Annotated in this window: 13 protein-coding genes; 10 read left to right on the top strand and 3 right to left on the bottom strand. The window is 46.4% G+C overall.

Annotation, left to right across the window (positions count from 1 at the left end; all coding sequences use genetic code 11):
• The first annotated feature begins 24 nt into the window (after positions 1 to 24).
• Entirely contained in the window at positions 25 to 462 is a 438-nt protein-coding gene (locus tag H7A02_14335; protein ID MCP5173434.1) for a DUF4399 domain-containing protein, read from the top strand.
• Positions 463 to 558: 96 nt separating this feature from the next.
• Here H7A02_14335 and H7A02_14340 read toward each other — a convergent pair whose 3' ends face one another.
• On the bottom strand, positions 559 to 861 hold the full coding sequence (locus H7A02_14340; protein MCP5173435.1) for an antibiotic biosynthesis monooxygenase: 303 nt from the start codon (positions 859 to 861) through the stop codon (positions 559 to 561).
• Positions 862 to 1,078: 217 nt separating this feature from the next.
• Here H7A02_14340 and H7A02_14345 point away from each other — a divergent pair, with 217 nt between their 5' ends.
• The 8 genes from H7A02_14345 to H7A02_14380 all read left to right on the top strand — a co-directional run bounded on the left by H7A02_14345 (position 1,079) and on the right by H7A02_14380 (position 11,078).
• Entirely contained in the window at positions 1,079 to 3,382 is a 2,304-nt protein-coding gene (locus tag H7A02_14345; GenBank protein ID MCP5173436.1) for an RNA-binding transcriptional accessory protein, read from the top strand.
• 206 nt (positions 3,383 to 3,588) lie between these two features.
• Positions 3,589 to 4,125 carry a DUF4234 domain-containing protein gene (locus tag H7A02_14350; protein ID MCP5173437.1) on the top strand — a complete coding sequence of 179 codons (537 nt, stop codon included), beginning with the start codon at positions 3,589 to 3,591 and terminating at the stop codon, positions 4,123 to 4,125.
• A gap of 100 nt (positions 4,126 to 4,225) precedes the next feature.
• Positions 4,226 to 4,828, top strand: coding sequence for an RDD family protein (locus H7A02_14355; GenBank protein MCP5173438.1), 603 nt, complete (start codon positions 4,226 to 4,228; stop codon positions 4,826 to 4,828).
• Positions 4,825 to 5,805, top strand: a complete 981-nt coding sequence (locus tag H7A02_14360) for a stage II sporulation protein M (protein MCP5173439.1) — start codon at positions 4,825 to 4,827, stop codon at positions 5,803 to 5,805. Before H7A02_14355 ends, H7A02_14360 begins: the two co-directional genes overlap by 4 nt.
• Positions 5,802 to 7,409: a hypothetical protein gene (locus tag H7A02_14365; GenBank protein MCP5173440.1), complete on the top strand. Its 1,608-nt coding sequence runs from the start codon at positions 5,802 to 5,804 to the stop codon at positions 7,407 to 7,409. The genes H7A02_14360 and H7A02_14365 overlap by 4 nt, the downstream gene beginning before the upstream one ends.
• Positions 7,402 to 8,745 carry a DUF4350 domain-containing protein gene (locus H7A02_14370; protein MCP5173441.1) on the top strand — a complete coding sequence of 448 codons (1,344 nt, stop codon included), beginning with the start codon at positions 7,402 to 7,404 and terminating at the stop codon, positions 8,743 to 8,745. The genes H7A02_14365 and H7A02_14370 overlap by 8 nt, the downstream gene beginning before the upstream one ends.
• 17 nt (positions 8,746 to 8,762) lie before the next feature.
• Positions 8,763 to 9,746 (top strand): MoxR family ATPase, encoded by a 984-nt coding sequence (locus H7A02_14375; GenBank protein ID MCP5173442.1) that lies wholly within the window; start codon positions 8,763 to 8,765, stop codon positions 9,744 to 9,746.
• A gap of 141 nt (positions 9,747 to 9,887) precedes the next feature.
• A complete protein-coding gene (locus tag H7A02_14380) occupies positions 9,888 to 11,078 on the top strand; it encodes a DUF58 domain-containing protein (GenBank protein ID MCP5173443.1) in 1,191 nt (396 codons plus the stop codon).
• Positions 11,079 to 11,221: 143 nt separating this feature from the next.
• Here the strand turns inward: H7A02_14380 and H7A02_14385 are convergent, their stop codons facing one another.
• Together H7A02_14385 and H7A02_14390 are read right to left on the bottom strand one after the other, a co-directional pair.
• On the bottom strand, positions 11,222 to 12,208 hold the full coding sequence (locus H7A02_14385; protein ID MCP5173444.1) for an alpha/beta fold hydrolase: 987 nt from the start codon (positions 12,206 to 12,208) through the stop codon (positions 11,222 to 11,224).
• Between the two features lie 47 nt (positions 12,209 to 12,255).
• Positions 12,256 to 12,594 carry a hypothetical protein gene (locus tag H7A02_14390; GenBank protein ID MCP5173445.1) on the bottom strand — a complete coding sequence of 113 codons (339 nt, stop codon included), beginning with the start codon at positions 12,592 to 12,594 and terminating at the stop codon, positions 12,256 to 12,258.
• 173 nt (positions 12,595 to 12,767) lie between these two features.
• Between H7A02_14390 and H7A02_14395 the strand changes: the two genes are divergently transcribed.
• A partial coding sequence (locus H7A02_14395) for a GNAT family N-acetyltransferase (GenBank protein ID MCP5173446.1) occupies positions 12,768 to 12,898 on the top strand: 131 nt, incomplete at its 3' end.

The raw sequence follows: 12,898 nt of genomic DNA on the forward strand, positions 1-12,898 counted from the left end.
CAATATAAAAATGAGAGAGACTTAATGGGACATAAATTTGTATCGATTTTTGGCTTGATGGTTTTGGGTTTTTCGCAAGTGTTGCTGGCCGATGTTGATATTTCATTTTCCTCCGCACCGGAAGGGGCAGAAGTCTATTTTATTACGCCGCAAAATGGTGACACTGTTGCAGAAACGTTTACGGTGAAATTTGGTTTAAGTGGTATGGGGGTTGCCCCTGCAGGTATTCAGCGAGACAACACCGGTCATCATCATTTGCTCATTGACAGTAAAGCGTTGCCAGACATGAGTAAACCGCTGCCTGCTACCGATCACATCAGGCATTTCGGTGGCGGACAAACAGAAGTAGAGCTCCAGTTGCCGCCCGGTGAACACAGCTTACAACTGTTGCTGGGTAACCATGTACATATTCCCCATAACAAACCTGTTCTTTCTGAAAAGATTGTCATCACAGTGAAGTAACGATTTCGGCACACTAGAAATCGGAAGATTGCACGCAATGATGAAAAGGGCCGAATCCGGAGATTCAGCCCTTCTTGATGATGTGTTCGTTTTACTTTACAGGGCCTGATTAAAACCTTCGAATTGCGGTGGCCCCAGATAAATATCTTTGGCCGGTTTTGCGTTTGCGTGGGCTTTTCGAAACGCTTCAGACTGGGTCCAGTCACGAAACGCTTGTTCCGACTCCCAGACGCTATGGGAGGCGAACAGAGTGTATTCCTCGGTTGTTGGCCCTTGCATCAAATTGAAAGTTTTGAACCCTGGCACTTCGTTTAGATAGGTATCGCGGTTTTTCCAGATATCGATAAAATCTTGCTCTTTGCCGAGGGCTATCTTGAAACGGTTCATTGCGATGTACATGGATTCTCCTGCTCTTCCCGATACGGTGGCTGAATTGGAGTGCCAGTTTGACACAATTGACAGGGTTTGGGTTGACCTGAGCGGACGAAAATGAAAGCCACTGGCCTCGGTTTATCGCAAACACCTTTTTTGCCGAATAACAAGCCTGTGCAGTGGCGTCCGAGTTCGTCATAATCCCGCCCCTTTAGCGAACTTGTTGTCTTTAAGGATCTACTCTATGTCTGTTATTACCGCCCGCATTGCCGAAGAACTGAAGGTTGCCGACAAGCAGGTTCTGGCTGCTGTGGAATTGCTGGATGATGGTGCTACTGTGCCGTTCATTTCACGGTACAGAAAGGAAGTGACGGGCGGTCTTGATGACATTCAGTTGCGCACATTGCAGGAGCGGTTGAATTATTTGCGGGAAATGGAGGATCGTCGCGCAACCATACTTAACAGTATTCAGGAGCAGGGCAAGCTGACCCCGGAGCTGCAAGCATCAATTGAGGCAGCAGATACCAAAACCCGGTTGGAAGACCTTTACTTGCCTTACAAACCGAAACGGCGGACCAAAGGGCAGATTGCCATTGAAGCCGGTTTGGAGCCGCTGGCGGATATGCTGTTTGGCGATCCGACTCTGGATCCCGAGCAACAGGCGGCGAACTATGTGGATGCCGATAAGGGTATTGCTGACGTTAAAGCAGCGCTGGACGGAGCCAAGTTTATTCTGATGGAGCGCTTCGCCGAAGATGCCGACCTGCTCAACAGTCTGCGTCAGTTGCTTAAAGCAGAGGCTCATATTTTTTCCAGTGTGGTTACCGGCAAGGAAGGAGAGGGAGCAAAATTCAGCGATTATTTTGAACATCACGAGCTTTTGGTCAAAACCCCATCTCACCGGGCGTTGGCAATGTTCCGTGGTCGTCGTGAAGGTGTGCTCTCCATTCGTATCGATCTGCCGGAACAGAGTGAGGCGGTTCTTCATCCCTGTGAACTGATGATTGCGAAGCGCACCAATCTTATCGATCAGGGTCGCACTGCAGATAGATGGTTGGCCGAAGTGGTACGCTGGACCTGGAAAGTGAAGCTCTGCCTGCATTTGGAAACGGAACTGCTTGGCGATCTGCGAGATATGGCCGAGAAAGAGGCTATCAACGTATTTGCCACCAATCTGAAAGACCTGCTACTGGCTGCACCAGCAGGGCCACGCGCTACCCTTGGGCTGGACCCCGGCCTGCGCACCGGGGTTAAAGTCGCAGTGATCGACAGTACCGGGCAATACGTGGATAACACCGCTATCTACCCCCACGCACCGAAGAATCAATGGGATCAATCCATTCATACACTCGCTGCACTCTGCAAAAAATACAGTATTGAGCTGGTGGCCATTGGCAATGGCACGGCGTCTCGTGAAACCGACAAGCTGGTGGCCGACCTTATTCAACAGCACCCACAATTAAAATTGCAAAAAGTGATGGTGAATGAAGCGGGGGCTTCTATTTATTCTGCCTCTGAATTTGCCTCCCGTGAATTTCCCGATCTGGACGTAACTGTGCGCGGGGCCATATCCATTGCTCGCCGTCTGCAAGATCCGTTGGCCGAGCTGGTAAAAATTGAACCAAAGTCTATTGGCGTCGGGCAATATCAGCACGATGTCAGTCAGGTCCAGCTGGCTAACCAGCTGGACAATGTGATCGAAGATTGTGTAAACGCGGTGGGTGTAGAAGTTAACACCGCTTCGGCCGCATTGCTGAAAAGAGTGGCCGGACTGAACCAGAGTATTGCCGATAATATCGTCAGTTACCGGAATACTCATGGTTCCTTTAATAATCGTTTGCAGCTGAAAGCCATTCCTCGGCTCGGTGAAAAAACCTTTGAACAGGCAGCCGGGTTTTTAAGAGTGCAAAGTGGTGATAACCTGCTGGATCGTTCAGCCGTTCATCCCGAGGCTTATGCGCTTGTGGAGCAGATTTCTGCAGATATTGGCAAGCCCATTGCCAGTTTGATCGGAGACAGTGTCACGCTGCGTAATCTTAATCCCGGCAAATACGTTAGCGAGAAATTCGGATTGCCAACGGTCACAGACATTATCAAAGAACTTGATAAGCCGGGGCGTGACCCTCGGCCGGAATTCAAAACCGCCCGTTTTGAAGAGGGGGTCGAAACTCTCAAAGATCTGGAGCTTGGCATGGTGCTCGAAGGTACCGTCACCAATGTCACCAACTTCGGCGCCTTCGTGGATATTGGCGTTCATCAGGATGGACTGGTGCATATCTCCGCGCTCGCAGATCAGTTTGTCAAAGACCCGCGCACAGTGGTGAAAACCGGTGATGTGGTGAAAGTGAAAGTGATGGAGGTAGACATTCCCCGCAAACGCATTGGCCTTTCTATGCGCATGGGCGATCAGCCCGGAGAGAAAACAGAGCGAAACACGCAACCAAAAAGAGCAAATAAATCTGACCATCCAAAAAACCAGCGGCCAAAGCAGCAGCAGAAAATGGGTACTTTTGCCGATGTGTTTGCTCAGGCGAAACGGAAAGGGTAGTTCAGGTCCAGCAATTGTGGCCCGGGTATTTCAAGCGTGACAGTGTTTCAAGGGGGAAATCACAAACATTAGTCTATATCAGCGCTAATTGCTGCTATCTTGATGAAAAGAGGTGAACGGCCTATTGTTTGATCGGGAAATTTTTGCTTGCACCTCGGCTAAAAGATTTTTATGCTGATCTAAAATTGATAATACAAGGAATAGTAATGACTACACCATCTGATAGTACGTACTCCGACGTTTCGAACAATCCTTACGCAACACCAGATTCCGACTTGTCCACACTAAAACCGGGTGCAGGCATTTCTATTTTTGATCGTTTTTCTACCTGGGGTGTGTTCGGTTTATCCGTTATAACTCTTGGTATTTATATGGTGTATTGGTTGTTTTCCCGGACAAAACAACTTAACTCTGTCGTTGAGAATAAAATTTCTGATGCTTTCATTGTAGCCACCGTCTTGTGTTATATCGTTAACCTTTTTAGTGGGGTTCTTCCGTATCTTGGTGAGGGAGGGGCTCCAAATTCTTTTCTAACCATTGGAGTTTCACTTGTTGCCATTGCAGGTAACATTTTATTTGTTGTGTGGGCTTTTAAAGTCCGTAACAGAATCAACGAAATCACAAATAGTCAAAAAGGAGTGGCGACATGGTGTGGCCCGGTTTTGACCTTCTTCTTTAGCTGCTTTTATTTACAGTACAAAATCAATCAAAGTTTAGATAATTTAAATAGTACAAATAGCTAGTCTTGTGAGCTCTTTTCAACAACTGGATGCTCGTTGTCGAGTTGAAACTCCAGAGGGGATAGAGTTCGACTCAAGTCCGGTTGGTCCAATTCCTCGGGTGATGGCCTATTTTATCGATCTGTGCTGGCGGACGCTAATTGTTTCAGTTATTGGTGTGATTAGCTTGATGCTGGGCAAAGTGGGGGCGGGTTTCTTTTTTATTACCGCCTTTCTTCTTGAGTGGTTTTACCCAGTATATTTTGAAATTTTTAAAAATGGACAGACTCCAGGTAAAAAGAAATACGGGCTACGAGTTGTAAATGATGATTTTACACCAGTGTCTTGGGGTAACTCTTGTATACGAAATTTACTTAGATCTGCAGATTTCTTACCATTTCTTTATACGTTCGGACTGATTAGCATGGTCGTGTCCAGCAAATTCCAGCGTTTGGGAGATTTGGCAGCGGGTACTCTTGTGGTTTATGAGACCAAAAACCAAAAGCAGGAGGGGCTGCCTGAAGGGGTTGGAGCAAAACCCTCTTCGGTTCGGCTGTCTGCTGAGGAACAACACTGTTTCAAAAATTTCATGTTGCGCTCTGAGATTATCAGTGAATCGCGTCAGATAGAGCTTGCAAATATTTTGCGGCCAATATTAAAACAGGATGGGCAAGCTGGGTTACAGGAGCTTAAGTCCATTGGTGCATGGTTGCTGGGCAAAAAGTGAAGCAACAAGATTTTGAGGAACGGTATTCAGGTGTCTGGCTGAGTTTTGATTCGGCAGTAGGTGATTTTCCTGACCAATCGAGTTCGCGGTCAAAAGAATTTCCAGAGTTGTATCGACAGATTTGCAGTCATTTGGCAATGGCTAGGCAAAGACACTATTCACAATCTTTGATTTCAAGTTTGAATGCTCGGGTTATGTCTGGCCATCATTTACTTTATCAACGAGATAACCGATTAAGAATGGATAGGTTTTTGGATTTACTTACAGTATTTCCAGTAACTTTGAGGGCCAACTACTCTTACCTGTTATGGGCATTTTTACTTTTTATTATTCCAGGGATCATTATGGGAGTGGGCTGTTATCTCGAAGACTCACTAATCTACAGTTTGGTCTCTCCCGAGCAGGTTCGAGAATTTGAGGCCATGTATGACCCAGCCCAGAGAAAGTTGGGGCGAGAAAGAGGTTCCGATTCAGATTTGTTGATGTTTGGTTACTATATTAAGCACAACATAAGCATTGCTTTTCGTACTTTCTCTGGTGGTATTTTGTTCGGTGTCGGTACAGTTTTTTTTCTCTTTTATAACGGACTGTTTCTTGGAGCAATTGCTGGCCGTTTAACTTTAGTAGGGTTTGCAAGTAGTTTTTACCCTTTCGTAATCGGGCATGGCGCTTTTGAGTTAACAGCAATTGTGTTTTCAGGGGCCGCGGGTTTAAAAATAGGCTTTTCTCTGATTGCTCCAGGGAGCTGTTCGAGGCTTCATGCCTTGAAGGGTGCCTCAAGAGGGGCGATTGTGATCCTTTATGGAGCCGCAGTAATGCTGCTGCTGGCAGCTTTTCTAGAGGCATTTTGGTCATCTAGTACCACGATGCCTGCTGGCCTGAAGCTGGTTGTCGGCGGTTTATTGTGGCTGTTCGTAATTTGGTACTGTTTTATTTCCAAGTTTAACCATAGTTTGGTAAGGCAAATCAGGGAATGAATCTTGCGAAATTTCAAGTTAAACCAGTACTCCGAAATAAGTGGGAAGCGATCGACATGGGGGTGCTATTTGCCCGTCATTGGTATGTTCCGCTTTTACTGTCTTGGTTTATTCCGGCAGCACTAGTCCTTTTCTCTTTATTGTTTTTTTCCCCCAGCATGCCATGGTTGGCTGGTAGCGCGGTTTGGTGGTTGAAACCTTTATTCGACCGCGTTCCTTTGTTTCTGCTCAGTCGCTATATTTTTACCGAGAAAGTTTCTTTTACTAAATCTAAGCGGCTGGTTCTGTCATTATTCTGGTTGGATATCTTGCCTGCCTTAACTTGGCGGCGACTTGATTTGATGCGCTCGTTTAATCTGGCTGTTACTGTTTTGGAAAAACAGAAAGCTAAAGCCTATGGCAAGCGTTGCACACTCTTACAACGAGGATGTGGTGATGCGGCTACCTGGTTGACTCTTATTATGGTTCATCTTGAACTGTTCTTGAGTTGTTCGTTTGTAGTTGTATTTCTTATGTTTATTCCACAAGGTGTTGAGATTGATTTTTGGGCATCTTTCAGTGCAGATCCACTCGTGTACGAAAGGGCTTATTACTGTCTTTATCTTATTTGTGCATCATTGATTGCACCTTTCTATGTTGCATCAGGTTTCAGTCTTTATATTAATCGTCGTATTGAGCTAGAGGCTTGGGACTTGGAAATTGCTTTTCGTAATTGCGTTCAACTTAGAGCAGAGCGAGCGAAACAGCTGTTGGTCAAATCGGGTGTATCTTTACCGTGTATCTTGGCCTTGTTTGTTATTGTTTCTTTGGCAGGCGGGAGTCGAGCAGTAATTGCTGAAGTTGCTGACTCAGCGGCTGGTGTGAAACCATCTGCATATTTGGTTGGAGTAAAACCAGAGTCTTCAAGATACATAGTTCCTCACAATAGCCCACAAGAAGCTTCTAAGGAAAAAGTCCTTGCGATCCTCCAATCCCCTCCGTTTGTCATTGAAAAAGCTGAGACGGGTTGGGTGTGGAAACAGGGACAAGTGCAGGAGGAAGATGAAATCCCGGAGTGGTTGATTTGGTTTGTTCGTGGTTTAGAAAAAATTTTTGGTGTTAGTGATTTGGGTAATTTGGCGAGTTTAATTGAGGTGCTTTTATGGAGTTTGATCGTTACTTTGTTAGTTTTTATGATTTATCGGTTTCGGCATCGCATCCAACGTTACTGGAATACGTTGGTTTCTAGCGGGGCGGACGAAAAACTATTTGAAAAGCCGGAAGTCATCATGGGGCTGGAGATTACCCATAATAGTCTGCCGGAAAATATCTCCGCGGAGGCTAGGGAGCTCTGGCTAAAAGGGGAAGCCAGACAAGCGCTTGCACTGTTATATCGGGGTAGCCTTTACAGGTTGGTTTATCAGCACGAGTTAGCGCTTGCGGAGTGGTATACAGAGCAGGAGTGTTTTGCTTTTGTTCAAGGTACATCTGAGCAGCCAATAATAAAATATTTTGGGCAGTTAACCCATACTTGGCAGAATCTTGCCTATGCCCACCATGTACCCGACATGGAACAGTTTGAGTCCTTGTGCCGGGGTTGGTCAGAGGTATTTCCGAGTGTTTGAAAAAGTATTTAAACCGCTGCTGGCGCTGCTCATTATCTTGTCTGGTTACCTTATCTACCTGAACATCGAGCGTAAAGAAACGGTGGTTAATTCCGGTCCAACCCCAGAGGTCATCCGCAACCCCTATCTCGCCGCAGTTAGTTATCTTCAAAACAAAGGTTTATCTGCTACCCAACAAACGAGACCACTAAAAGCCGTAGACTTATACACCGATGATATGCTGGTTATCACTGACAATAGCGCTATAACTGAAATGGGTCTTGCCACCGATTTATATGAGTGGGTTCGAACTGGTGGTCATTTGGTTTGGGCTATGGATGGGTATCCAGAAGAGAGCCAGAGTGCTCTTGCCGAGCTCGCACAGATCGGTCGTTATTTTCCCGAAGATCAAGATCAAGTTGATGAGTCGGCTGAAGAAAAGAGTACTCTCAATGACGCTGATGAATCATTAAGTGAGCAGCTTGAGGAGTATAACCAAGCGCTAAAAAGTGGGCTCGATTTGCCCGCTGAAAAAGTGGCTGACGATGAAGCACTTACCCCTTCACAGTTAGTAAAAAAAGCGATTGCAGATCATGAAGCAGGAAAGGATATACAGACATTGACGGTGCTGGTTGGTAAGAATTCTTTTGAGGATTTGTTTATTGATCAGGGTTATGGTGTGTATCTTGACCACCCTTTCCTCGGTGGTGTATCAAATTCAGTCGGTCCAACAGATCAGGCCCTTCTATATGCTGCTGGCCCCCCATCGGCGGAAGGGGCCAGATTGCTCCATTTCAGGGTGGGTGCGGGAAATATGACCGTGCTATTGTCTACGGACATTTGGCTTAATCATCAAATAGGCCGTTATGACCACGCTCATTTACTGTGGTTGCTGGCGGGAGATGCTACCCGGGTAGTATTTCAGAGTCATGTTCAATGGCCACCTTGGTGGCAATTACTTCTGGACTGGGCACTTGAGTTTGTTGTTATAGTCGGCATTCTTTTTTTCGCATTATTGATAAAGCTAGGTACTCGTTTTGGTCCAGTGCAGGGAAGTGTGCCTGCAATACGCCGCTCCATGATTGAGCATATTTCCGCCATGGCGAAATTTCACTGGCGACATCAGCACGTTGACCACCTGATAGAGCCATTACGATCTGCAATATACAATAAAATGCGAATCATCCATTCGGGTTTTGATGAGCTTAGTGACCGGGAGCGTCATCGGCTCATTGCAGAAAAGTCACAGTTACCGCTGGTTAAAATAGAAGAGGCCTTTGCCAAACGAAACATGCTGACAGAAAGGCAATTCTGTCAGGTTATACATTTGCTGGAAATAATCAGGAAGTCATTATGAGCTTTGTTGAAAACGATATGGAAACGGATCGAGACAAAAACCTGTCAGTTAAGCAGGCGCGCGAGAAAATTGTGTGGCTCAGAGAGACTCTAGGCAATGTTGTTATAGGGCAGGATGAAGTGGTCGATCAGGTAATAGTCGCTCTGCTTTGTAATGGACATGTGCTACTTGAAGGTGTGCCTGGGTTGGGCAAAACTCTACTGGTTAAAACTCTTGCATGCTGTTTTTCTGGCAAGTTCAAGCGCATTCAATTCACTCCCGACCTGATGCCGTCTGACATGACAGGACACGCCATCTATGACATGAATCAGGGAAAATTCAATATTCGGCTGGGACCTGTTTTTACTAACTTGTTATTGGCGGACGAAGTCAATCGTGCACCTGCAAAAACCCAGGCAGCACTGCTGGAAGTGATGCAGGAAAATCAGGTAACCATTGAAGGGAAGCGCTATCCTCTCAAGCCGCCCTTCATGGTTCTCGCTACACAGAACCCTGTGGAGCAGGATGGTACTTACCCGTTGCCTGAAGCCGAGCTTGATCGCTTTCTTCTGAAAGTATTTATCGATTATCCAAGCCTTATTGATGAAAAGAAGCTTGTTTCCAAAATTAGCAACGGTGAAATATCAATAGAAACCATTGATGGCGACAGCAAAGGCAATTTCCACCCTGAGGACATAATTCAGCTTCAGCAAGCTGTTCGGTCGATTACTCTGGATGAGACTGTGCTGGATTACGCTGTTCGTCTGGTCCATGCAACACGAACAAACGGGGCAATTTTAAAGGGTGCCGGGCCACGGGCAAGCATTGGTCTGATAATCTCGGCGAAGGCGTTCGCTTTGATGTCAGGGCGGACGTTTGTATTGCCTGATGATGTCAAGCAGATGGCCAAGCCAGTTATGCGCCACCGTATCCTCTTATCTCCTGACACAGAAATTGAAGGTTTTAGCGCGGATCAGGTGATTGATCAAATTCTTCAATCTGTTGATGCCCCGCGGGAATAACAATTGCCTATTCCGGATAAACGATTAATAAAGCTGTTACAGGCTTTTCTTGCTGCTTCCTTGCTGCTGGCGATTATAAGAGTGGCGGGTTTCAACATTGCCTGGTTGACGGCCTTATGGTGGTCTGGTCTGATTCTCCTGATGTTGGCCGCTGTTTCTGATTACGTCATATCGAGGAAGAAATTAGCTGTTTCATGTTACAGGATTATTTCCACAAGTTTTGCATTGGGCGCTGAAAGTAAAGTCCGCCTTTTCTTTGAAAATCCCTTGTTGCGGAGTATTGATATACAAGTAGTCGATCACTGCCCAGACTATGTCGTGACAGAGAGCTTCCCTTTGAATATCAGTTTACCTCCTCAGCAGGAAACTTCGCTCAAGTATGAAGTGTTGCCTGTAAAAAGGGGAGAAGCTGTTTTCGGGCGCGTAGGTTTAAGAGTTCAGTCATTTTTCAAATTATGGCGCTTTAATATTCAACGGGGAGAGTCGCAGGCAATTAAGATTTATCCAAACTTTATGGCAATCTCTAACCTGAACTTTCTCGTGTATGAACAACAGTTAAATCATATAGGTGCACATACAGTCCAGCGTAGGGGTTTAGGGTCAGATTTTAAGCAATTGCGCGAATATCAGCGTGGTGACGAACTTCGGCAAATGGACTGGAAAGCCAGTGCTCGCCAGCACAAGCTGATATCGCGGGAGTACCAGGATGAGCGAGATCAGGATATTGTATTTCTGCTTGATTCTGGAAGGCGGATGCGCGCCAGCGAGTCTCATCTCAGCCACTTTGATCACTGTGTCAATGCAATGTTGCTAACCTCCTATATCGCACTGATGGCAGGAGATGCTGTAGGGTTTATGAGTTTTGCCGGTACTGACCGCTGGCTGGCGCCAGTTAAAGGAAAAACTAATATCAACCAGTTATTGAATAGCCTCTATGATTTGCACAGTACTTCCCAGGCCAGTGATCTTTTGAAAGCTGCAGAAAACCTGATGTTAAGGCACAGAAAGCGGTCATTAATTATTATTGTTACCAATATCCGTGACGAAGATAGTGCCGATGTTATTCAGGCAGTGAAATTACTATCGAAAAAGCATTTGGTTCTGGTGGCCTGCTTGAGAGAAGCCGTGTATGACCAGATTGAGTTGACTGATAAAGCAGATTTTGATTCGACGCTGACCTTTGTAGGTGTTCGGCTTTATCTACAGCAACGGAATAGGTTGCTACAATCCCTTCGGGCCAGCGGAGTGATTGTGGCTGATGCAACTGCAAATGAAATGCATATAAAGCTGGTAAATGAATATATGGCCTTAAAAAGGGCTGGGAGGATCTAAGGCCTGCTCGTATTCGAGGGTGTTATAGCAGGTTGGCTGGTGTTAATTCATGAAACTCGAAAAGCAGATTCTGAATATCTATTAAACGACGGCTGAAGAGAGCCTGAGCAATGTCTTTTAACTCATCATTGTAGTGGTTCGGGTTAGTTTTGAGCCCGATAGCCCGGATTGCCAAAGGGTTCCGCGTAGTCCGGTAGTGGAGGTTCTTTCGGTACAAACAGTTTTACATCGGTCAAGCCTACGGCGACGCCTGTTAAAGTAGGCATGAATCTGGTGGCAGCTTTCAAATCTGCTCCTGGCAACGCCCTGTGTTCGCATACTGATGTAGCAAGTCGTGACACGCGTGCGCCATCTTTATGACGTAGGGCGTCGAGTACCAGTTGATATGCCACTGCATCTATAAGCAACAGACCGTGTTCAACTGCGCGCAAGGGACATATTTTCTGAACCATGATGTTCGCTGCGCCAGGCAGTGCGCTGGCCAGTGGCTGTGGAAAGACAACGCCATCAAACCGGGAGCCGATTGAGGTAAATGCAGGACCTTCTGGCAACGGTTTATTGACCAGTGCCGCAGTGTACTCCGAGCCGATGGCAAGCTGCCAGGTGAGCGGTGTGCAAGAGCCGATGGTACAAATCGTGTTTGCCATCCTTGTACCCTGTACGGGCCCTGCCAGGCTAATAACGTCAGTGGTTTTTTTTGCGATATCCGGCCAGAATTTGGCAATCCAGACGGCAATAAAACCACCTTGGCTGTGACCGATAAGTGCAATTTTGTGACCGGATTTTTCAAAGGCGTAACGTGCGGCATAGACAGCGTATTGAACCGATATGCTGATGTCTCCCACCGCTCGCTCTGGCAATGTCACGGTGCAAACAGCAAAACCATCCTTTGGCAGGGCATTCTGATAACCCCATCCCCATGATTCATCTGGCGTAGACCCCGTGCCGTGGATAAGCAGCACAGTCTGTTTGTTTGAACCCGGAGCAACTGAGGGGTCACACCAGGCTGCGGCTGCAAGTTCATCTTCAGGGATGGTTAACAATGGGCCTGATTCGGCAGCAAATGAAAAAGATGAAGAGATAAGCAACATGAAAAAGCTGGTAAAAAAGGTGACGGCTGGTCGAATCATGATGAAAACCTTTCAGGTATGCTACGGTTGTTATTCTGTGAACAGGTCTAACTTTCTCCGTTTTCGAGTACTTTTTTTTGCGCGTCTAGGTAGCGTGGCAACGGGCCGATGTCTTCGTACACCTCATCGCCTTCTTCAAGCCGTATTACCTTGTCGCCTTGCACATAGGGCATTTCCTCTTCCAGTGCAATCAGTGCCTTGTGGAGCAGCTCTCCGGCAATTTCTTCTGCTGGTAGACGGTATAAATTGGACAGTGCCTGGAGTTTTACAAGATCTTTTGTGCGTACCAGAGCGGGGGTGGTTGTTAGTTTGGAGCTGTCAACTGAGCGTTTCTCCCACTCGGAGAGAAGTTCAAAAAAATCCTTGCGTATACCAGGTTGGCTCATGATTTCCTCTACAGCAGAAATGATCAATTGCGTTTGATAAGCATAATCCAGGCTCATACATATCTAAAGAGGTGATTACTTCATTAGTGAAAATGTTGTTATTTTTTTGCGGGGCATTCGAATAGAACGGTGGTGTAACGATGGGTATAAGGCGCCAAAGACAGGGAGTAATTATGAGTGTCACGTACAAGGTTACCGAGCCCATCAGTGTAGGTCAGTTTATCGGGTTGCAGGCAGACTCTATGCTGGGAGAACGCCGCCCTATTGCGGACCGGGAATGTCTTGAAGGTATGCTAGGAGCAAC

Source organism: Pseudomonadales bacterium (genome assembly GCA_024234435.1).
GTDB lineage: Bacteria > Pseudomonadota > Gammaproteobacteria > Pseudomonadales > Porticoccaceae > JACKOF01.

Excerpts from the sequence above, each read along its gene's own strand:
- H7A02_14335 (MCP5173434.1), top strand. The coding sequence starts at position 25 with ATGGGACATAAATTTGTATCGATTTTTGGCTTGATGGTTTTGGGTTTT.
- H7A02_14380 (MCP5173443.1), top strand. The coding sequence starts at position 9,888 with ATGTTGGCCGCTGTTTCTGATTACGTCATATCGAGGAAGAAATTAGCT.
- H7A02_14365 (MCP5173440.1), top strand. The coding sequence starts at position 5,802 with ATGAATCTTGCGAAATTTCAAGTTAAACCAGTACTCCGAAATAAGTGG.
- H7A02_14355 (MCP5173438.1), top strand. The coding sequence starts at position 4,226 with ATGGCCTATTTTATCGATCTGTGCTGGCGGACGCTAATTGTTTCAGTT.
- H7A02_14390 (MCP5173445.1), bottom strand. The coding sequence starts at position 12,594 with ATGAGCCAACCTGGTATACGCAAGGATTTTTTTGAACTTCTCTCCGAG.
- H7A02_14375 (MCP5173442.1), top strand. The coding sequence starts at position 8,763 with ATGGAAACGGATCGAGACAAAAACCTGTCAGTTAAGCAGGCGCGCGAG.
- H7A02_14385 (MCP5173444.1), bottom strand. The coding sequence starts at position 12,208 with ATGATTCGACCAGCCGTCACCTTTTTTACCAGCTTTTTCATGTTGCTT.
- H7A02_14350 (MCP5173437.1), top strand. The coding sequence starts at position 3,589 with ATGACTACACCATCTGATAGTACGTACTCCGACGTTTCGAACAATCCT.
- H7A02_14340 (MCP5173435.1), bottom strand. The coding sequence starts at position 861 with ATGTACATCGCAATGAACCGTTTCAAGATAGCCCTCGGCAAAGAGCAA.
- H7A02_14345 (MCP5173436.1), top strand. The coding sequence starts at position 1,079 with ATGTCTGTTATTACCGCCCGCATTGCCGAAGAACTGAAGGTTGCCGAC.